We start from the raw sequence: 21,064 nt of genomic DNA, 5'->3' as shown, positions 1-21,064 counted from the left end.
ACTGCTTATTCCCTAGAAAAAAGCAGCTTCATGCGCTCCACATATGTTTTCACATTATATGTGTGAGGAGAGGAAGGGTGCATGCCTATTGGTTCACTTCTTCACAGGTTGACACTTCGGACAATAATGGGTTCCCCGGCCGCCGACTACGATCTTATGGATCGGTCCGCCGCAAGCAGGGCAGGGCTTGTCCTTCCGGCCGTATACCTGGTGGCTGTGCTGGAACATCCCCATTTCGCCCTGACCGTTAACATAGGATTTGATGGAGGATCCTCCCGCATTCACCGCTTCAGACAACGTATCTATGATCGCCTGATACAGCCGCTTGAGTTCAGCATCCTTCAAGCTGTTAGCATTGCGCTCAGGATGAATTTTAGCCCGGAACAAGGCCTCATCAACATATATATTGCCGATGCCGACCACATATGCCTGATTCAACAGCACGGCTTTGATCTTCGTTTTCTTGCTCCCGATAACTTCTTTAAAAGTGACGTAGGTAAAGGTCTCATCGAGCGGCTCGTATCCAAGCTTGGCAAGAGGGGCATGTTTAAACTCTTCCCCCGGTGCAAACAGATGCATCGTACCAAACTGGCGTACATCCTTATACCGCAGCTCCGTACCATCCGAGAAATGAAAGATGACGTGGGTATGCTTCTCCACCGGATCTTTGGCATCATACAATCCATAACGACCTTCCATCCGAAGATGAGAGACGAGAACCAGTCCGTCCAGCAATATTCGTAGAAATTTGCCTCTGCGCTCTACGCCTTCGATCGTATGATCCTTCAGCATAAAAGCAAATGCCTCAATATCGTCAGGCCGCTGGATAATTCGCGGCAGATGTACAGATACGTGATCTATATGCTTACCTTTAATCAATTCGTTAAGTGTTCGTTTAACCGTTTCTACTTCCGGCAATTCCGGCATAATGATTTCACCTCATATCCATTATACCGGAAGTTGGAACAGAGCGGGACCATGGTTTTTGTGGAAAAGGAGTGCAGCTGCTGCTCCTCTTCACCCATGATCCCTCATATAAAGCACCTGCATCAGTTAACATTCACTACGGCTTTATTTCGCTTCGTACCAGTTCTCTCCATAACTGACTTCCGATTTCAGCGGTACGGACAGTTTCAATGCTTGACTCATCACTTCCGGCACCAATTTCTTCATGATTTCCAGCTCATCCTCCGGCACCTCAAATACCAATTCATCATGCACCTGAAGCAGCATGCGGCTCTTCAGTTGATGATCATACAGCGCCTTGTCCATATGGACCATAGCCAGTTTGATAATATCGGCTGCCGTCCCCTGAATCGGCGTATTCATCGCCGTCCGTTCTGCAAAAGAACGCAGATTGAAGTTGCTGGCATTGATCTCTGGAAGATAGCGTCTACGTTCGAGCAGAGTCTTCACATAGCCGTCTTGTTTCGCCTGTTTGACAATTTCGTCCATATAGCGCCGAACGCCTTGGAATACTTCGAAATATTGGTCAATAAACGCTGCAGCTTCCTTCCGGGTAATGTTCAAATTCTGGGACAGACCATAATCGCTTATGCCATACACAATACCGAAGTTGACCGCTTTAGCGGAACGGCGCATATTGGAATCTACCTCGTCCATGCTGACGCCAAACACGTCCATAGCCGTTTTGGTGTGAATGTCCATATCATGCACGAAGGCTTCCTTCAGCCTCTCATCATCGGAGATATGTGCGAGCACCCGCAGCTCGATCTGGGAATAATCCGCTGCCAGAATGCTCCAGCCCGGCTCGGAAGGAACAAACACTTTGCGCAGTTTACGCCCTTCCTCCAGGCGGATCGGAATATTCTGCAAGTTCGGGTATTGGCTGCTTAAGCGGCCTGTAGCAGCAATAGTTTGACGATAGTAAGTATGGACTTTACCCGTCTCGGTCGAAATCTCCTTCAGCAGACCTTCCACATAAGTAGATTGCAGCTTGGCCAAAGTGCGATACTGCAAAATCAAGCGGACAATATCATGATAAGGCGCAAGCTTCTCAAGCACCTCGGCATCAGTGGAATACCCTGTCTTGGTCTTCTTGATGACCGGCAGCTCCAGCTTGACAAACAGAATTTCGCCCAGCTGTTTAGGCGAGTTGAGATTGAATTCCGTTCCGGCGATCTCATAAATCTCCTCAACGAGCTTCTTGATCTGCACTTCAAACTCGCTTCCCAGTTCCTTCAAATCCTCTGCGTTGACAGCAATGCCCTGCTTCTCCATGTCAGCCAATATGCGGGACAGCGGCATCTCCAGATCATGGAATAACGGCAGCATTTCATTGGCAGCTAATTCATTCTCCTGAACGGGTACGAGATCGGATACAGCCAGACATTTTCTGGCCATGTGCTCGCTGAGCTTATCCTGTTCCGGAACCTTGTATTTGGCCCCTTTGCCAAACACTTCTTCATCCGCTTGAAGATACGCAAGTCCGTACTTGGAAGCGAGTCCGCTAAGCGATTGATTCGATTCCGTTGGATCCAGCAGGTATGCTGCCAAATGAACGTCAAATGCCGCTCCGGCAAAAGCGATGCCCTGCCAATGCAGTGCCAGGTCAATACGATGCAGGTCATACCCGCGTTTAGGGATCTCGCTATTAGCAAGCCAAGCGCGGACAGGCTCCGCCTCCTCCGCTTTCAGCACGTCAAACGGGATGAAGAACTGCTGCTCTTCCGTAGCAAGTGCCAGCCCAATAACATCAGCATGATGAGGATTATCCCCATGTGTCTCCACATGAAGCACGTTCACTTGGTCCAGATTATCCGCTACTTTGGCAAGCCCCTGCACGTCCATGAGGGTCACATTAATCTTCGCTTCAGGCTTCGACTCAGATGCAGCACCAGGGCCACCACTTGTGCTCAGGTTCAATCGTTCAATGAGCGATTTAAACTCCAGCTTCGCCAGTGCGGGACCAGCTGTCTCTTCATTCAGGCCCGTAAATGCCATCTCATCCAGTGATTGCTCAAGCGGAACTTCGCGGTAGATCGTAGCCAGCTTCTTGCTGAGTATCGCAGAATCTGCATGCTCCACGATTTTCTCCTTCATCTTGCCTTTGAGCTCATCTGTCCGTGATACCACGGCTTCAACCGAGCCAAATTCATGAAGGAGCTTCAGAGCAGTCTTCTCGCCTACGCCGGGAACCCCTGGAATATTATCGGAAGCATCACCCATGAGCCCCTTCAGATCAATGATCTGCTCAGGTGTCAGGTCATAACGTTCCTTGATCTGTTCCGGTCCATAATATTCAATATCGGTCACGCCCTTGCGGACCATGGCAATTGTGGTATGCTCTGAAGCCAGCTGCAGCATATCCTTATCCCCTGATACGACCATTACCTTGCGTCCAGCCTCGTCAGCTTGACGAGATATCGTACCGATAATGTCATCGGCCTCATAACCACCAATTTCAAATTGAGCTACGCCCAGGCCTTTCAGCAGCTCTTTCAGCAGTGGAAATTGACCTGACAGCTCGGGTGGAGTCTTCTGACGGCCGCCCTTGTAATCCTGGTAATCCGCATGCCGAAACGTTTCCTTGCCGGCATCGAACGCAACCATCATATGTGTCGGTTTATGCTCATCGATTAAGCGAAGCAGCATGGTTGTAAAGCCGTAAACCGCATTCGTCTGCTGTCCGCTGGCATTGGTTAGCGGCGGCATCGCAAAAAATGCACGGTAAATGATATTATTTCCATCAATCAAAATCAGCTTGTCCATAGAACACCTCGCACCTATATTACTTCCTTTTCACATGATAACATACGTCACCGTGAAATCCGAACCATCCATCCGATTCCTGGTAAATTTCAAGTACGCCCATATAAAAACGCCGGCTTTCGCCGGCGTTCATGTTGAACTTACATCTATCTATTGATTGAGGTCCGGACGATGGCCCGTCACCAGATACACCGTGCTTTCACCAATATTGGTTGCATGGTCAGCGATCCGTTCAATGTAGCGTCCCACCATGATCAGCAACATGGCTTGGTTTGCCGAGTCGGGACCCGAAGTAAGATGAGTGTATAAATCCTGTAAAATCACACTATATAAATGATCGACCTGATCGTCATCCTGGGCCATTTTATAAGCAAGATCCGTGTTTTCCGTCAGATAGGATTCAATGGACTCTGCAACCATCACTCGCACCAGATCAGACATACGCGGAAGATCCACCAATGGCTTAATCAGCTTCTGGCCTTGCAGGCGAATTGTAACTTTTGCGACATCCCGCGCCAGATCTCCCATCCGCTCCAAATCGCTTGCAATCCGGAACGCAACCAATATACGGCGCAAATCCTTCGCTACAGGCTGCTGGGTCACGATCAAGCGGGAGCCGATGTCCATGATCTGCTCTTCCATTGTGTTTAACTGCACATCGTTCTTAATAACCGCCTGCGCTTGCTCCGCATCCAGAGCCTGGAGAGACTTCACACTGTTTGCGAGTGCCTCCTCCGTATGCTTGCCCATATCCTGCAGCAGGGTTTTCAGCTCATTCAGCTGCTGATCAAACTCAATTCTCCGGATCATATATGATGCTCCTCCTATCTACTTTTAAGAAAGATCATTTGTAATCACGAACGTATTAGCCAAAGCGGCCCGAAATGTAGTCTTCGGTTCGAGCATCTGACGGCGTAGAGAACAGCAAATCGGTATTAGCGGATTCAACCACTTCGCCGTTCAGGAAAAATACCGTCTGCCCGGATACGCGAGCGGCCTGATGCATATTGTGGGTAACCATAACGATGGTGTAATTGCTCTTCAGTTCCTGGACCAGCTCCTCAATTTTGAGTGTTGAAATCGGGTCCAGCGCAGATGTGGCTTCGTCCATAAGCAGGATATCCGGCTGCACGGCAAGGGCCCGTGCAATACACAGACGCTGCTGCTGCCCTCCGGACAAGCTAAGCGCAGAACGCTTAAGATAATCTTTTACCTCATCCCATAAAACAGCCTGCTTCAAGCTCTGTTCGACGATTTGGTCAAGCTCTGCCCTATTCCTAATTCCATGCAGTCTTGGCCCATATGCAATGTTGTCATAGATCGATTTCGGAAACGGATTCGGCTGCTGGAACACCATCCCAACCTGCTTGCGCAAAGCTTCCACATGGACCTCCTCGCTGTAGATTTCCGTTCCGCCGATTTGGACGCTGCCTTCGATTCGAGTGGAAGGAATCATATCGTTCATGCGATTCAGCGTCCGCAGCAGTGTCGATTTCCCGCAGCCGGATGGCCCGATGAACGCTGTCACCGTTTTTTCGGGAATGTTTAAATCTACATTTTTAAGCGCATGGTACGTATCGTAGTAAAGGTTCAATTTCTCAATCTGTATGATGGATTCCATATCTTATTCATGTCTCCTTTTTCACGGATAGAATCTGCTTAGCGTCTCTTAGATGTTCTTCGAATACTTATTCCGGATCCACACGGCTGCAATATTCATAATAAATAACATGATGAGCAACAGAATAATACCCGAAGCTGCGAGTTCGTGGAATGCCTCGCTTGGTCTTGATACCCAGTTGAAGATCTGGATCGGCATGACTGTAAACGAATCGAGCAGATTTTCCGGCAAGAAGGCTACGTAGGTTAAAGCACCAATCATAATAAGTGGTGCAGTTTCGCCGATTGCGCGAGACAGGGCGAGAATAACACCGGTCATAATTCCCGGAATCGCTGACGGAAGCACCGATTGGGATACCGTTTGCCATTTTGTTGCGCCCAGCGCATAAGAAGCATCCCGGCGATTTTTAGGTACGGCACGCAGGGCCTCTTGAGCGGCAACGATAATGATCGGCAGTACGAGCAAAGTCATGGTTAATACACCGGACAGCAGACTGCGTCCAAGATTCATTCCCCGCACAAAAATCGCAAGCCCCAAGATACCATATATAATAGAAGGAACCCCTGCGAGGGTACTGATATTCAGTTGAATCAGCCGAACCCAGCGGCTGCGTCCCGCATACTCTTCAAGAAAGATCGCTGCGCCAACACCTAGAATGAAAGACAGCGGCGCCATGAGCAGCAGCAGGTAGACCGTACCGACAATCGGTGACTTCAAGCCTGCCCGGTCTGCGATACGTGACGGATAGTTAGTGAACAGATCGGGTGAGAGTCTATGAATACCATCCATTACGATCGTTACAATCAGAGCCATTAATGCTAGAATCCCGATACTGGTACAAGCCAGAAAAATAATATGCAGTGTCTTGTCACCAAGGCGTCTTCGGTTAATGCCTTTACTGTCCCCCAGGTTCAATTGTTTCATCTAGTATTCCTCCCTGAAGCGGCGAGCGACCCACTGCGCCAGTATGTTAAGCAAGAAGGTAATGACGAACAAGGTCAGACCCACTGCAAAAATCGTGCCATATTCAATCGTGCCGCGTGGAACATCCCCCATACTTACCTGCACAATATAAGAGGTCATGGTCTGAATGCTATCCAGCGGATTCAGTGTCAACTGTGGAGTAGCACCGGCCGCAACCGTCACAATCATCGTTTCACCAATCGCACGAGAGAAAGCAAGCACGAAGGAGGAAACCACACCGGACAGAGCAGCAGGCAGTACGATTTTAAGGGCAACCTCAAATCGGGTTGCACCCAGCGCATATGCCCCTTGTCTCAAGCTTTTTGGAACAGCGCGCATGGCATCTTCACTCAGTGACGAAATCATGGGCAGAATCATGATACCTACGACGATACCAGCACTCAGCGCATTGAATATTCCCATGTTGGGAAATATCTTTTGAAGGAATGGCGTTACCGTTTCAAGCGCAAAATAACCATATACAATGGTTGGTACGCCAGCCAATACTTCAAGTACTGGCTTAACAATCCCCCGAACCCGGGCAGGTGCGTATTCATTAAGATAAATAGCGCAAGCCAAGCCGATAGGCACTGCGAATAGGATCGCAATGCCTGTAATCAGCAATGTGCCGCCCAACAGGGGCAGCACGCCGAATTCTTTTGGAGGGAGAATAGGACTCCATGTCGTTCCCGTCAGGAAGGACCATACCGGTACTTCCTTAAAGAAGATCACGGATTCCTGTAGAAGCGTATATACAATACCGATAGTGGTAAACACCGAGAGTATGGCACACAAGCCGAGCAGAATTGGAATGATTTTGTCTGAGATGCGAGTTTTGCTGCGACGGAATGTCATACTCTTTGTGTTTACCGCCAGGGGTGAAGTTTTGTTCATTCTCCTCTTCCCTTTCTATTGGGATGCCCGAAAGGGTATCTTTCGGGCATGTCGTCTTAAATTATTTAGCCAACTTGTCTTTTTCTGCTTGATACTGGTCATCTTGAAGTGGTACGAAACCAACTTCACCAGCAAGACTAGCGGCGTTCTCAAGGTAGAAGTCCATGAATGCTTTTACTTCTGGACGCTCAAGCTCTTTATCATTAACATAGAGCAGAAGTGGACGGGACAATGGAGCATAGCTGTTATCCTTAATCGTCTCCATGCTTGGAGCTACGGTAGCCGTTCCGTTATCAATCGGAACCAGCTTCAGCTTATCCTGGTTCTCTTCATAGAAGGAGAACCCGAAATATCCGATGGAGTTCTTATCACCAGCTACCCCTTGAACAACTGCGTTTGTATCCGCACTGAATGTAATTTGGCTATCATTTCTGCTTGCCTGTGCTTCACCATTAATCGCTTCTGTAAAGTAGTCGAATGTACCGTGGTCTGTGCCCGGTGAATAAATTTTGATCTCTTCAGCCGGCCAGCCTTCACGAACATCAGCCCATGTCTTTACCGTGCTGTTTGGCTCATAAATTTTCTTAAGCTCATCTACGGTCAGTTTATCTACAAAATCATTGCTAGGGTTCACTACGACAGACAATCCGTCATATGCTACCAAAACTTCGTGATATTCAACTCCATTAGCTTTCGCTTCTTCAGCTTCTTTATCTTTAATTGGTCTTGAAGCATTAGAGATCGCAATCTCGCTGTTGTTAAAGCGTTTGAATCCAGCACCTGTTCCGCCTGTTCCGATTGGAACACGTACATCTGGATTAGCGGCGCCGAATTCCTCAGCCACTGCTTCAGTTAATGGATGAAGTGTACTAGAACCGTCAATTTCAATTGTTCCTGTCAAAGCTGCTGTGGTATTTCCCTCGGTTTGCTGTGCTGAACCGTTATCTGTATTTTCTCCTGAAGCACTGCCGGAATTTCCTCCTCCGCATGCTGCCAAAAGCGTGCTCAGCATCAACACCAATACGAGAATACCTGCTGGTTTACGACCCCTTTTTCTAAACAAACGAATCCACTCCTTCAAAGATGGTTGTTGTCTCTACTTCCTACTCACAATATTCATATTAATACCGGAATGTAATAACAGTTTTCTAGAAATGTAAACGCAATGTAAAATATGTGGCTTGAAATAAACTCATAGAGTTGATTCGTCTTCAAACGATTGCTGCTTGGCAGAGTTCATGCCAGCGAGATCATCCATAACCCTGTCTACACGCGTCCCTGTCTCTTCGGCGAGTTGATGAACCTGGTTACCGGACTTCTGTACCTCTTGAACAGCATTCTCCATTTCATGGAACATGCGGGCACCTTCCATAACGAACCCCTCACAGGCTTGAAGCTCCTTCAGCGAAGACACCGCTCCCTTGGCTGTATCTTCTGCCAGTCGCCGAATATGCTCTAGCAGCTTCGAGATATTTCCGGACAATTCATACGTTTGTTTGGCAAGCGACTGCACTTCCGCTGCAACCACTTGAAACCCTCTGCCGTGCACGCCGGCATGTGCGGCTTCGATCGAGGCATTCATCGCCAGTAGACTACTCTGGTTCGCAAGTTCGGTAATCTTCCCGGTTATGGATAGAATTTGACTAGCATCGGACACGAGATCGAAGGCCTGTCCTTCCCGCTTCGTCATATCTTCTACAAGTCCAAGATATGACGTTTGCACAAGGTCAAGCTTTGCCTTTCCGGTCTGGGACCACTGCTTCATCCGGATACATTCCGAGCTTGTTTTTGCAGCTGCCGACCGTACCTCGGTTAATGAGTGTTGAATATTCCCTGTATGGCGGTAGCTTTCCTGTAGAATCAGCTCCCGCTTCTCTTCCGCTTCCGCTTGAAGCAGGTTCGATAGGCTCATCAGATCCCGAACTGTCAATACACCCTCCAACCGGCCGACACTCGTAAGGAGAACACAATCGTAAAATTTCGAATCCGAGCGTTGCAGGGCCAGATTCAGCAGTGTTCCCACCTTTTCGAATATGTCGATCTTCATGAATTGTTGATCTGCAAACTTGAAAGCTGGCTTCGAATAGTACAGATCAACAGCAAACCTGCCCATCATTCGCTGGTAAAAAACATCCCGCATAATCAGCCCAGCCGGCTGATCATCTTCATCACAATAAACCACACAAGGAACTCGGTCGTCCTTAGCAAATATATTGAGCACATCAAGGCACGACTCAATTTCACGGATTACGGGAACTTCTCTTATGTATGGCTGATAATAAGCGCCTGCTTCAGGCTCGCGAGCTGCTTGCCCTGGATATTGAAGTGTAGCCTCTTCTGCTAATACTAGGTTTCTCTCTGTCTGAATCGGTCTGGTTTGAAGCAGTGTCATGCGCCCTCGCCCCTTCTTTATCTGGTTCTTTAGACGCATCTTAACGGACCAGTGTTAAGGGAATATACTCGATTAATCAAAGGAGCGTAAACAATGGGCGAATGAATCTGATCATAAGAGGGATTTATCTGCCATAAGACCTAAAAAAGACTCCTCATCATTTCAAATGGAATGATGGGAGCCTTTTTTAGGATTTACAACAAGTTTATAACCCACTCCTCGAATGGAGTCGATGTGTACGGATTCAGGGTCAAGCTCAAGCTTCTTTCGCAGGGAACTTACATGTACGTCAACGGTGCGCTGCCCGCCGATATAGTCGAACCCCCACACCACATTCATCAAATCATCCCGAGTTAACACAACGCCCGGTTTCTTCGCCAGATAGAGCAGCACTTCAAATTCCTTCGGTCGAAGATTGATGGATTGCCCTCCGAGTCGTACCTCATATTTCTCAGGGTATATTTCCAATTGCCCAAGTGAAATGACATTCCCTTGATGTTCGGTCTTTCTGACATCTTCAGGCTGCCCGGAAACCCGGCGCATAACAGCTGACACGCGGGCCAGCAGCTCAGACACGCCAAACGGCTTCGTAATATAATCATCCGCGCCCATTTTCAGGCCCTGAACAACTTCTTCCTCAGCGTTCTTTGCGGTTAGTATAATGATTGGCGTAGTGATTCTATTACTTCGAAGCTTCTCCAGAATCTGAAAACCGTTCATTCCCGGCAGCATCACATCCAGCAGAATTAGATCATAGGAATGATTCGCTGCTTTCTCGTAGCCTGCGGTTCCATGCTCTTCTACCTCTACTTGAAAACCTTCCTGCGTCAGATTGTACGACAACAGCCGAGAAAGCGTCGGCTCATCTTCGATAACAAGCATGCGTTGCGTCAAGGTTACCCCCGCCCTTATCTTGAATATTGGACTGCTTAAGCAAGTATATCAACAGAATGTTAACGCAGTGTTAACTCTCCTCAGCGTCCGTTTCCTGCAGGATCGGAAATTCCATAATGAAGGAGCTGCCGATGCCCAGCTCGCTCTCCACTTTAATGGTACCGTGATGAAGATCCACTAGATGCTTGACAATGGATAACCCCAGTCCTGTTCCGCCTGACCCGCGCGAACGCGCTTTGTCCACCCGATAAAACCTTTCAAATATTCGGGGCAGATCTTTTTTCGGGATGCCGATTCCCGAATCCTTTACGATGAATTCTACCGTATCATCAGCATCCCCCGAATGATGCCGTTCACGCGCTGTTAGATGGACTCGCCCGCCCTCTTGCGTATAGATGATTGCATTGGAAAGCAGATTCATGAAGATCTGGCGAAGCTTGTCCTCATCCCCCTCCATAAACAATTCTTCCGGAATATCCAGCTCAAGATTAATACGCTTCTTCTCCGCTACCGTGCGCATCATTTCGGATATCGTATCAAAAAATGTAGCCAGATGAATTGGTGAATATTCCATCTGAATCCGTTTTGATTCGATCTTAGACAGCTCTAGAATGTCGCCGATCAGCCGGTTGAGCCGTTCGGACTCGTCATAAATAATCTGGAGGAAGGAACGCGATGTCTTCTCATCCGTAACTCCACCGCCAAGCAAGGTTTCGGCAAATCCTTTCACCGCAGCAAGCGGGGTCTTCAACTCGTGGGATACATTGGCCACAAATTCGCTTCGCATCCGTTCAAGTCGCCGAATATCACTCACGTCCTGCAGCAGAAACAGCATGCCTCGATAAGTGTCCTGTTCCTCCTCTTGCATCATGGTGACCCCATCCAGCAGGATAATCGCTTCCTTCGGATAATATATATTGCGCTCCTCATGGAAACTAGTTCTGCTCTCAAGTCCCTCTTCCATCAACTTCATGAGCTCGTAATGCTGTTTGAGCTCACGATACGATTTGCCTGTGATGACTTCGGCATCAATGCCGAGCATTCTCTCGGCAGCCCGGTTCACAAGCATGATATGACCCGCGCCATTCACCATCACAATGCCACCTGTCATATTATTCAGAACGCTTTGCAATAAATCTTCATTGTCCCGAATCGTTCGCAGCTGAGTCTGAAGGCTATCGGCCATGCCATTAATGGCTTGAGCCAATTGACCGATTTCATCTTTACGATGAATATTCACTCTGGCATCATACTCCAGACGTGATATACGCCTGGCTACGCGCGTAATTTTCTCAAGTGGAGACGTTAAGCCTTTGGCCACACGGTAACTTACAAAGGCTGCAATCAGGAATAACACCAGCAGACCTATCCCCATGACGATCCAGCCTTGCTTGACACCTTTATCCACTTCCTTCAGGCTGACGGATAATCGGATGAATCCATCAAAGTTCTCTCCGGCCTGGACCGGGAGAGCAACGTACAGCATGTCCTGCTGAAGCGTATGGCTGCGGCGTATGGTGATCCCTCTGCCTTCTTTCATGGCTTGGACCATTTCTTCGCGATAAGCGTGATTATCCATGGTCAGCGGATCACTCTCCGAATCCCCAATCACTTTGCCGTCTTTCAGAATGAAAGTCACTCTCGCATCCGACACTGCTTCAAGCTGCAAGGATTTGTCTGTATAATACGCAACGGCATCCGTGCCGGTCGTATCCCGAAATTCCATCATAGTCTGTAGAAGCCGGATCTCCCTAACCATGTTGTCCTCCAGCAGCTGAATATGGGACTGCTTGAACACCGTCACCATTGCCAGGCCTGCTGCCAGCATGGATAGCCCGATTAGGGTAAGCATAATCAGAGTCAAACGGTTACGATATTGCCTCATGGTCTCTCCTCTTTCTGCCGCGTAATCATTTTGGATAAATTACCGCCTGGGTGCGTTTTCTGTGAAATAGCGCATGAATTACCGTAGCCGCAGGCTGTTGAAACATGATGCCCAATACCACCGGAATGGAGGCCTGCGGTGAGAAATATGTAGTCGCAAGCACCATTCCGAGCGATATATTTCGCATACCTGATGCGTATGTAAACGTAACTTGCATATCAGGCGACGGTCGCAGCATCGCATAGGAGCCGAAGAACCCCAGCAAATAGCAAATTACAATCAGTGTTATGACAACCGGGATAACGACCAGCATTTCCTCTTTCATACCTGCTGCATGGGGAGCGATCGCAGCAGCGTTCAGCATAACCACGAGCATAAAAAACAGCTTGGAAATCGGCTGTGTTACGGGAGCAGACCAGTCTTTAACCCTCCCTCGTGAAACTTCGTACAACAACACTCCGATCACCGTAGGCAATACTACCATGGTCAGCAAATCCATAATTAACCCGGACGCATTCCAAGTTACCATGGCATTCCCGATAAACATATCCATCAAAGCTGGCACAATAAGCGGACTAAGTATGGTATCAAGCACAACCACTGCCAATATGAATGGAATGCTTCCCCCGGAGCTTCCGACCCACATCACTGAGGATATTCCTAGCGGAATGATCGCAAACAACAGCAAGCCAATCGTATAATCCGAGTCTGCGCCAAATATAGCTGACCCCAGTCCATATGCAATAATCGGAGCGGCTGCATGGGCTAGAAACAACGTCAAAAGAACGGCATATGGGCGTTTAAGGACTCCATGCAGATGACGAACACCGCAGCCTAAAGCCATGACCAGCGTAATATAACCGAACAGATACGGAATCAAGGGCACATAGTCTTCCAAGACATCCGAGAGCAGCCAACCTACCACCAGTGAGCCGGGAATCAAGAGAAAAGTGTACTTTTCAAACCATGATGTAAAGGCCAGTCCCAAACTTCTCACCTGTTTCCTCCTCATGACTGAATAAACGTATTTGCCTTTCATCATAAACCGGAGCGATCCGATCTGCAACGAAAATCCAAAATACGGACTTCGATCCTGCGTAATACAAAAAAGCACCGACAGGCATATTTCTGCCTCTCGATGCTCTTGGATCATCATGTTTATTTTAAAATACAGGCTCTTTAAACATCGCCAGCTTGTCAGCCGAATCCTTGCTCACATCAGCATGCAGGCTGTTTCCATGCGAATCCATCGTAACGATGGCAGCAAAGCCATCCACATCCAGATGCCACATGGCTTCCGGGATGCCAAATTCCATGAAATCAACGCCGTTTACTTTCTTAATACATCTTGCATAGTACTGGGCGGCTCCGCCGATGGCATTCAGATATACACCGCCATGCTCCTGCAAGGCTTGCAGCGTCTTCGGCCCCATGCCTCCTTTACCGATCACCGCGCGGATACCGAATTTTTTCAGAATATCGCCTTGATACGGCTCCTCGCGAATACTCGTCGTCGGCCCTGCTGCCTTCACATGCCATCCCTCATCATCCTTCATCATTACCGGCCCGCAGTGATATATGACCGCTCCGTTCAGGTCGATAGGGGCATCATGATCCATCAGATATTTATGAAGGGCATCACGTCCGGTATGCATTTCACCACGGATGACTACGACGTCTCCTACACGCAGCGAACGAATCTGCTCCTCGCTAATCGGTGTCTGAAGCACCACTTCACGGCCTTTGGCTTCACCTGAATCGGAAGACTCGACTTGCGAAGCAGCCGTTTCGGCATTTGCCTCCATATGCACTTCACTGCCTACTTCATAGAGCCAGTCCGTAATCTCTCCGGTTGACGGCTCGATCAATACTCCCTGACGGCGGAAGGCCCAGCAGTTGTAAGCAACGGATACGAAAAAGCTTGCCGGCAGGCGATTCATCGCACCAACCTTACAGCCTAGCAGCGTGACTTCCCCTCCGAAGCCCATCGTACCGATTCCCAGCTTGTTCGCATTTTCCATTATGTAGTCTTCAAGCTTGGCCAGATCTTCATGCGGATTCACATCATCCACATGACGGAACAACTGCTGCTTGGCCAGATCATAACCAGTGGTTCGGTCACCACCGATGCCTACCCCGATAAAGCCTGCGCTGCAGCCTTGCCCCTGGGCTTGATATACGGCATGCATAATGCATTTACGGATTCCATCCAGGTCGCGGCCCGCCTTTCCAAGCCCCTCCAGCTCTGCTGGCAGGCTGTACTGGATGTTTTTGTTCTCACAGCCGCCCCCCTTCAGGATCAGACGGACATCCACCTTATCCTGCTCCCATTGTTCAAAATGGATGACAGGCGTACCGGGGCCCAAATTATCCCCGCTGTTAGCTCCTGTCAACGAATCAACCGAATTCGGGCGCAGTTTCCCATCCTTCGTAGCACGGATCACGGCTGAATAAATGGCCTTCTTCATCTCGATCTGGTTCGCGCCTACCGGCGTATGTATGATGAATGTTGGCATGCCGGTGTCCTGACAGATTGGTGATACTTCCTGCTCGGCCATCTCGATATTCTGAGCGATCGTGGTTAGTGCCAGCCCAGCCCGTGTAGCGGCATCCTCTGAAGCCCTCCCACGATTGACCGCCCTTCTAACATCTCCGGGCAAATTCGTGGAGGTTTCCACAATCAGTCGATACATGCTCTCTTCAAATAACTTCGTCACGTAAGTATTCTCCTCTCTTTCATCACCCAATCATTAGAGCAAACAAGAATCATTATAAACTGTCAATAATGTAATCATATCATATCATTCTGCACTTGAAAGGGTTTACTTCAAAAAATGAAAGAGTAGAGAAAATGTGTGGATATTCCTCGTCTTTAAGACCATACCAATCTATAAATCTCGCATATATTGGTTTAGAAAAGGAGGTGATTACGATAATAAAAGCCTCAATCTCACAGATTCTGTTTCCAAGATTTTCCCTGTTTAGAAACGAGTTTTATAGAGGACGCCGGTTTGTAGTGCGCGGGAATGTGGGTATCCGCAATCTCGAATATCGGCGATCTTGATGATATTATTCGCGGCGAGGAGCCGGAATCTATTATCAGTACCAATCGTCGTCTGACGTTGGCCCAAATCAGAGAAATCCGGAATACCGGCGAGCTTCCAAACGGTTTCAGAATCATCTAATTCTATGCAACTTCCCCCTCGATACAAACAGCGGACATCGGGTCAAGAACCCAATGTCCGCTGTATTTATTTCCAGCATATAAATTTCTACAAATCAAGTAAGCGGCTTTTCTGTTTATCCGTTAACCACTTCGCCGCCGTTGACATGGATCACTTGTCCACTCACATAGGAGGAGTCTGTTGAAGCCAGATAAACATAAGCTGGTGCTAATTCTTCCGGCTGGCCCGGACGTTTCATCGGCTGGGTTGCACCGAACTCGCTGACCTGATCTGACGTGAATGTTGAAGGAATCAGCGGGGTCCAAATCGGCCCTGGCGCTACGGCATTCACGCGGATCCCCTGTTCTACCACATTCATCGATAAAGAACGAGTGAAGGCTACAATCGCCCCTTTTGTGGATGAATAATCAAGCAGCTGCGGGCTGCCTCTGTACGCCGTAATAGACGCGGTATTAATGATAGAGCTGCCCTTAGACAGATGCGGCATTGCTGCCTGGGTCATAAAGAACATGCCAAATATATTCGTACGGAAGGTTCGTTCCAGTTGCTCTTTGGTGATATCCTCAATCTTCTTCTGCGGATGCTGCTCCGCTGCATTATTCACTAAAATATCAAGCTTTCCAAGCTTCTCCACAGTTTCACCTACGGCATCACGGCAAAATGCATCGTCCCCAACGTCCCCGGCAATCAGCAGGCATTTACGGCCTTCTTGTTCCACCTGGCGTTTGGTCTCCTCTGCATCCTTATGCTCGCTTAGATATACAATGGATACGTCAGCGCCTTCTTTCGCAAAATGAACGGCAACTGCACGTCCTATACCGCTGTCACCTCCGGTAATCAAAGCAACTTTCCCCTTTAACTTCCCAGCTGCTTTATACTCGCTGCTCTCATACTCCGGCTTCGGGTGCATCTCCGATTCGGTTCCAGGTCTGTGATCCTGATGCTGGGGCGGCAATGTTTGTTTCTGTTGATCTTGTGGCATCTGAACATTTCTCCTTTCAGGTCAGTATCTCAAACAACCATTCATAGGATGCGTATGACGCGGCTCATTATACTAATAAAAAGCCCTTCGCTATTGTTTTTACCCAGATTGAAAGCCACCAAACGCATAGGCTTCCTTTTTCGCTGCAAAAAAAGAAGCCCTCCGGTGAACGGAAGGCTTCTTAAATAAACATACATTTCTCTTAGATAATATGGTTGAACACCATGAAGAAGATCATAACCAGAAGTAATAAAGAGAGAAGTGCGCTGAGTGTACCCAGCTTGCTGGTTTCTTCCTTTACTTCGCGCTTCTCGCGGATTCCTGCAAGAGCATTCTTCAGTGGCTTGCCCATGATCCCGCCAATTGCAAACATAGCCAGCAGCAGAATGGTTACGATGATCATCCAAGGAACCGAGTAATCCTTTTGAGACATCAAATACCCGCCTGTCAGAAGCTGGAGAACCAGACCGTATTGAGCGAATCGGTTCACCACACGAATTGTGTTAACAGCTCCTTCTTGAGCACCGAGAGACAGCTTCTGAATACCGCCAACAACAAACGGCAGGATCAAATAAAATCCTAGCGCCGCCGTACCGACCATATGCAGAAAAAATGTTACATTCCACATAAACTATTCCTCCAACATCGTTAGTGTGATTTATATTACATTAAGTCATTGTCTCTTATTATACTGGACAGATCATCCAATGAAAAGCAATCCCGCCCCGAATAACGGGACGGGATTGTAGGATAAGACAAATTTGTGAAGTCGATTCGATTACAGTTTGATGACCGAGGTCACATTCCGCACGGATTCCGCGGATTTATCAAGAGCTGCCTTCTCTTCGGCTGTCAGCTCAAGCTCAAATATTCTCTCGATGCCGTCACCGCCGAGAATGGCCGGCACACCCATAAACAGCTGTTCGTAGCCATATTCGCCTTCCAGTAAAGCGATGACTGGGAGGATTCGTTTCTTGTCCTTCAGAATCGCTTCCGTCATCTGAACCAGGGAAGCCGCTGGCGCATAATACGCACTGCCGTTTCCGAGCAAGTTTACGATTTCGCCGCCGCCCACACGGGTACGCTGTACAATCGCTTCAATGCGCTCAGCCGAAATCAATGTATCGATTGGAATACCGCCTACACTGGAGTAACGCACGAGTGGAACCATGTCATCCCCATGGCCTCCAAGAACAAACCCGCGGACATCTTCAACCGATACATTCAATTCCTGCGCAATAAAGGTGCAATAACGTGCCGTATCCAGGACGCCAGACTGGCCGATTACGCGGTTTTTAGGAAATCCGAGTGTGTTATATGCCACATAGGTCATAGCATCCACCGGATTGCTCAAGATGATCACCGTAGAATTCGGAGCTTGAATCTTCACGTTCTCACATACGGATTTAACGATCCCTGCATTGGTATTAACAAGATCATCGCGGCTCATGCCCGGCTTGCGGGCTACTCCCGCTGTAATGATTACGATATCGGAATCGGCTGCATCCTCATAGTTAGATGTACCAACAATGTTGCTGTCAAAGCCTTGAACGGGACTCGCTTCGAGCATATCCAGCGCTTTACCTTTGGTAGGGTTCTCAAGCTGCGGAATATCCAGCAGCACCACATCACCAAGTTCTTTCTGAGCAAGCATGAGCGCGGTAGTCGCTCCTGTAAAGCCAGCACCTACGATTGTAATCTTCTTACGGGTAATTGCCACGGTAGATCTCCTCCTTACAGGTTTTTAATGATTTCGTCTGCGAACTCGGAGCATTTCACTTCGGTAGCGCCATCCATCAAGCGAGCGAAGTCGTACGTCACAGTTTTGTTGTTGATAGCTGTTTCCATGCCTTTATAAATCAGGTCAGCCGCTTCCTGCCATCCGAGGTGCTCAAGCAGCATTACACCGGAGAGGATAACGGAGCCAGGGTTTACGACGTCTTTGTCTGCGTATTTCGGAGCAGTACCATGAGTCGCTTCGAAAATTGCATGTCCTGTAACATAGTTAATATTAGCGCCCGGAGCGATACCAATACCGCCAACTTGTGCAGCCAGTGCGTCAGACAGGTAGTCACCGTTCAGGTTCAATGTCGCAATAACGTCAAAGTCGGTTGGGCGAGTTAGAACCTGCTGCAGCGCGATGTCGGCAATGGCATCCTTAACGATGATTTTGCCAGCTTCTTCAGCCGCTTTTTGAGCAGCGTTAGCCGCGTCTACGCCATCTTTTTCCTTGATGACATCATATTGAGCCCAAGTGAATACTTTATCGCCAAATTCAGCCTCAGCCACTTCGTAACCCCAGTTTTTGAAGGCACCCTCAGTAAACTTCATGATATTGCCTTTGTGGACCAAAGTAACGGATTTGCGGCCATGCTTGATTGCATATTCAACTGCTGCACGCACGAGACGCTTGGAACCTTCGGAGGATACAGGCTTGATCCCGATACCGGAGGTTTCAGGGAAGCGGATTTTGTTTGCTCCCATTTCGTCCTGAAGGAACTTAATAACTTTCTTCACTTCTTCAGAACCTTCTTTGTACTCGATACCAGCATAGATGTCCTCTGTGTTCTCACGGAAAATAACCATGTCAACCAGTTCTGGGCGTTTAACCGGGGACGGTACGCCGTTAAAGTAACGAACTGGGCGCAAGCAAGTGTACAAGTCAAGCTCTTGACGAAGAGCAACGTTCAGGGAACGAATACCGCCGCCGATTGGCGTAGTCAGAGGTCCCTTAATGGCAACGATGTACTCGCGAATCGCTTCAAGCGTATCATTCGGGAGCCACTCGCCATATGTATTGTATGCCTTCTCACCGGCAAATACTTCATACCAGGCAATCTTCTTCGAACCGCTGTATGCTTTTTCTACAGCAGCATCAAGAACGCGCTTGGAAGCTTTCCAGATGTCACGGCCAGTACCGTCACCTTCAATAAATGGAATCACAGGGTTGTTAGGCACCTGCAAGCTTCCGTTATCAATCGTGATTTTCTCACCTTCGGTTGGTAGTGCGAATTTTTCCAATTTCATAAGTATGAGTTCCTCCTTCGTATTGATGTTGCTTGTCTCTTGCTATTCCCCAAAAATCCCATGTGAATAGGCACAGAGAAATCCGCCACGCGTGATTCACTCACGTATGAGCGGTTCCCTAGCCTATTGTACACGAATGCCGGTCACTTAGCGAAGTTCGATCGGCACATATTTTTGGTCTGTCATCCCTGTATACTCTGCGCGCGGACGAATGATACGGTTGCCTTCATACTGTTCCAATATATGGGCCGTCCATCCCGATACGCGGCTGATGGCAAAGATCGGCGTAAACAATTCCTGCTCGATACCGAGCTGAGTATAGACGGAGGCGGAATAGAAATCAACGTTTGGCTTCAGCCCTTTTTGGTTGGTAACCGTTTCGTCGATCAGAACCGACATGTCATACAGCGTCGTGTCGCCTTTCATCTTTCCAAGCTCACGCGACATCTTTTGCAGATGCTTCGCTCGTGGATCACCATTCTTATACACGCGGTGTCCAAAGCCCATGATTTTTTCACGGTTGTCCAGCTTTTCCTGAATATAAGCCTGTGCCCGATCAATCGAACCGACTTCGTTCAGCATCTTCATAACAGCTTCATTCGCACCGCCGTGCAGAGGGCCTTTGAGCGCGCCAATAGCAGAAGTTACGCCTGAATAAATGTCAGACAGCGTAGCTACGGTTACACGGGCAGCAAACGTCGAAGCGTTCAGCTCGTGATCCGCATGCAATACAAGTGCCTGATCCAAAGCCTTGATGGAGGTTTCGTCAGGATCTTCGCCTCTGAGCATATACAGGAAGTTCTCTGAAATGGAGACACCCGCTTTCGGAGCTACCGGTTCTTTGCCTTGACGGATTCGCGCGATAGCAGCAACAATCGTTGGAAGCTGGGCTTGAAGCTTAACCGCTTTCTTATCGTTTGCTTCACGGCTCATGTCGTCGCCTTCGGCGTCATACAGAGCAAGTGCGGATACAGCCGAGCGAAGAGCAGCCATCGTGTTAGTATCCTTCGGATACAGTTTGATTTGCTCAATAAGCTCATTCGGAATAGCAGCATAGTCGCTCAAATCTTGCTGAAGCGCCTTCAGCTCTTTTTCATTCGGGAGCTTTCCAAACCAGAGCAAATAGGCTACCTCTTCAAAACTTGCATGTTCTGCGAGATCGTCAATATCATATCCACGATAAGTCAGAACGCCATCAACGATCGAGCTAATCGTGGAGGTGGTAGCTACAATGCCTTCCAAACCCTTGGTAGCTGTCATGCATCATCTCTCCTTTATGATCGGGATAAACTGAACTATTTTGACAATCATGAAAACATTTTCATGAAGTCGGATTAAAAAAGAAAAGCGCACAAAAAAAATGCTATGGTCTAAGTCGCAAACCTTCTCATATCATACTGGATTTTGTCTGATATGTGAACAAGAGCAAGGATATTCCCTACATTAAAATGTTTTATCGCTACCATAAACCATTTTTTTTGAAATCACT

18 protein-coding genes are annotated in these 21,064 nt (G+C 48.3%); 1 reads left to right on the top strand and 17 read right to left on the bottom strand.

Translation table 11 applies throughout. The annotated features are described in order from the left end of the window. Positions 1 to 93: 93 nt before the first annotated feature. The 12 genes from mutM to ABEQ74_RS17450 form a co-directional block, all read right to left on the bottom strand. Positions 94 to 927, bottom strand: coding sequence for a DNA-formamidopyrimidine glycosylase (gene mutM, locus ABEQ74_RS17505; RefSeq protein ID WP_430123392.1), 834 nt, complete (start codon positions 925 to 927; stop codon positions 94 to 96). A gap of 144 nt (positions 928 to 1,071) precedes the next feature. Next, on the bottom strand, positions 1,072 to 3,732 hold the full coding sequence (polA, locus tag ABEQ74_RS17500; RefSeq protein WP_430123390.1) for a DNA polymerase I: 2,661 nt from the start codon (positions 3,730 to 3,732) through the stop codon (positions 1,072 to 1,074). Between the two features lie 150 nt (positions 3,733 to 3,882). Then, a complete protein-coding gene (gene phoU, locus ABEQ74_RS17495; protein WP_430123389.1) occupies positions 3,883 to 4,542 on the bottom strand; it encodes a phosphate signaling complex protein PhoU in 660 nt (219 codons plus the stop codon). A 55-nt stretch (positions 4,543 to 4,597) separates the two neighbouring features. After that, complete coding sequence (gene pstB / locus ABEQ74_RS17490) at positions 4,598 to 5,353, bottom strand: phosphate ABC transporter ATP-binding protein PstB (RefSeq protein WP_430123388.1); 756 nt, start codon at positions 5,351 to 5,353, stop codon at positions 4,598 to 4,600. 48 nt (positions 5,354 to 5,401) lie between these two features. Continuing rightward, the gene (pstA, locus tag ABEQ74_RS17485) at positions 5,402 to 6,277 is read right to left on the bottom strand and encodes a phosphate ABC transporter permease PstA (RefSeq protein ID WP_430123387.1); all 876 of its coding nucleotides are present in this window, start codon (positions 6,275 to 6,277) and stop codon (positions 5,402 to 5,404) included. Continuing rightward, positions 6,278 to 7,171, bottom strand: coding sequence for a phosphate ABC transporter permease subunit PstC (pstC, locus tag ABEQ74_RS17480; protein ID WP_430123607.1), 894 nt, complete (start codon positions 7,169 to 7,171; stop codon positions 6,278 to 6,280). 100 nt (positions 7,172 to 7,271) lie between these two features. Further along, positions 7,272 to 8,273 (bottom strand): PstS family phosphate ABC transporter substrate-binding protein, encoded by a 1,002-nt coding sequence (locus ABEQ74_RS17475; RefSeq protein ID WP_430123386.1) that lies wholly within the window; start codon positions 8,271 to 8,273, stop codon positions 7,272 to 7,274. 129 nt (positions 8,274 to 8,402) lie between these two features. Continuing rightward, positions 8,403 to 9,602: a methyl-accepting chemotaxis protein gene (locus ABEQ74_RS17470; RefSeq protein ID WP_430123385.1), complete on the bottom strand. Its 1,200-nt coding sequence runs from the start codon at positions 9,600 to 9,602 to the stop codon at positions 8,403 to 8,405. Positions 9,603 to 9,764: 162 nt separating this feature from the next. Further along, positions 9,765 to 10,496 (bottom strand): response regulator transcription factor, encoded by a 732-nt coding sequence (locus ABEQ74_RS17465; protein ID WP_430123384.1) that lies wholly within the window; start codon positions 10,494 to 10,496, stop codon positions 9,765 to 9,767. A gap of 70 nt (positions 10,497 to 10,566) precedes the next feature. Beyond that, positions 10,567 to 12,381: a two-component system histidine kinase PnpS gene (gene pnpS / locus ABEQ74_RS17460; RefSeq protein ID WP_430123383.1), complete on the bottom strand. Its 1,815-nt coding sequence runs from the start codon at positions 12,379 to 12,381 to the stop codon at positions 10,567 to 10,569. Between the two features lie 25 nt (positions 12,382 to 12,406). Next, positions 12,407 to 13,378, bottom strand: a complete 972-nt coding sequence (locus tag ABEQ74_RS17455; RefSeq protein ID WP_430123382.1) for a bile acid:sodium symporter family protein — start codon at positions 13,376 to 13,378, stop codon at positions 12,407 to 12,409. 166 nt (positions 13,379 to 13,544) lie between these two features. Further along, a complete protein-coding gene (locus tag ABEQ74_RS17450) occupies positions 13,545 to 15,074 on the bottom strand; it encodes a fumarate hydratase (RefSeq protein ID WP_430123606.1) in 1,530 nt (509 codons plus the stop codon). Positions 15,075 to 15,407: 333 nt separating this feature from the next. Here ABEQ74_RS17450 and ABEQ74_RS17445 point away from each other — a divergent pair, with 333 nt between their 5' ends. Further along, the gene (locus ABEQ74_RS17445) at positions 15,408 to 15,566 is read left to right on the top strand and encodes a hypothetical protein (RefSeq protein WP_430123381.1); all 159 of its coding nucleotides are present in this window, start codon (positions 15,408 to 15,410) and stop codon (positions 15,564 to 15,566) included. Between the two features lie 115 nt (positions 15,567 to 15,681). Here ABEQ74_RS17445 and ABEQ74_RS17440 read toward each other — a convergent pair whose 3' ends face one another. The 5 genes from ABEQ74_RS17440 to citZ all read right to left on the bottom strand — a co-directional run bounded on the left by ABEQ74_RS17440 (position 15,682) and on the right by citZ (position 20,835). After that, positions 15,682 to 16,548 carry an SDR family oxidoreductase gene (locus tag ABEQ74_RS17440; RefSeq protein ID WP_430123380.1) on the bottom strand — a complete coding sequence of 289 codons (867 nt, stop codon included), beginning with the start codon at positions 16,546 to 16,548 and terminating at the stop codon, positions 15,682 to 15,684. Positions 16,549 to 16,750: 202 nt separating this feature from the next. Then, positions 16,751 to 17,176 carry a hypothetical protein gene (locus tag ABEQ74_RS17435; RefSeq protein WP_054403846.1) on the bottom strand — a complete coding sequence of 142 codons (426 nt, stop codon included), beginning with the start codon at positions 17,174 to 17,176 and terminating at the stop codon, positions 16,751 to 16,753. Between the two features lie 150 nt (positions 17,177 to 17,326). Continuing rightward, positions 17,327 to 18,268 carry a malate dehydrogenase gene (mdh, locus tag ABEQ74_RS17430; protein WP_430123379.1) on the bottom strand — a complete coding sequence of 314 codons (942 nt, stop codon included), beginning with the start codon at positions 18,266 to 18,268 and terminating at the stop codon, positions 17,327 to 17,329. A 14-nt stretch (positions 18,269 to 18,282) separates the two neighbouring features. After that, the gene (gene icd / locus ABEQ74_RS17425) at positions 18,283 to 19,575 is read right to left on the bottom strand and encodes an NADP-dependent isocitrate dehydrogenase (protein ID WP_430123378.1); all 1,293 of its coding nucleotides are present in this window, start codon (positions 19,573 to 19,575) and stop codon (positions 18,283 to 18,285) included. Positions 19,576 to 19,722: 147 nt separating this feature from the next. Further along, the gene (gene citZ / locus ABEQ74_RS17420; protein WP_430123377.1) at positions 19,723 to 20,835 is read right to left on the bottom strand and encodes a citrate synthase; all 1,113 of its coding nucleotides are present in this window, start codon (positions 20,833 to 20,835) and stop codon (positions 19,723 to 19,725) included. Between the last annotated feature and the right edge of the window lie 229 nt (positions 20,836 to 21,064).

Source organism: Paenibacillus solani (assembly GCF_050475945.1).
GTDB classification, from domain to species: domain Bacteria; phylum Bacillota; class Bacilli; order Paenibacillales; family Paenibacillaceae; genus Paenibacillus_AQ; species Paenibacillus_AQ solani_A.
The sequence above is the reverse complement of the archived record's forward strand: the minus strand, read 5'-3'. Positions and strand labels throughout refer to the sequence as shown.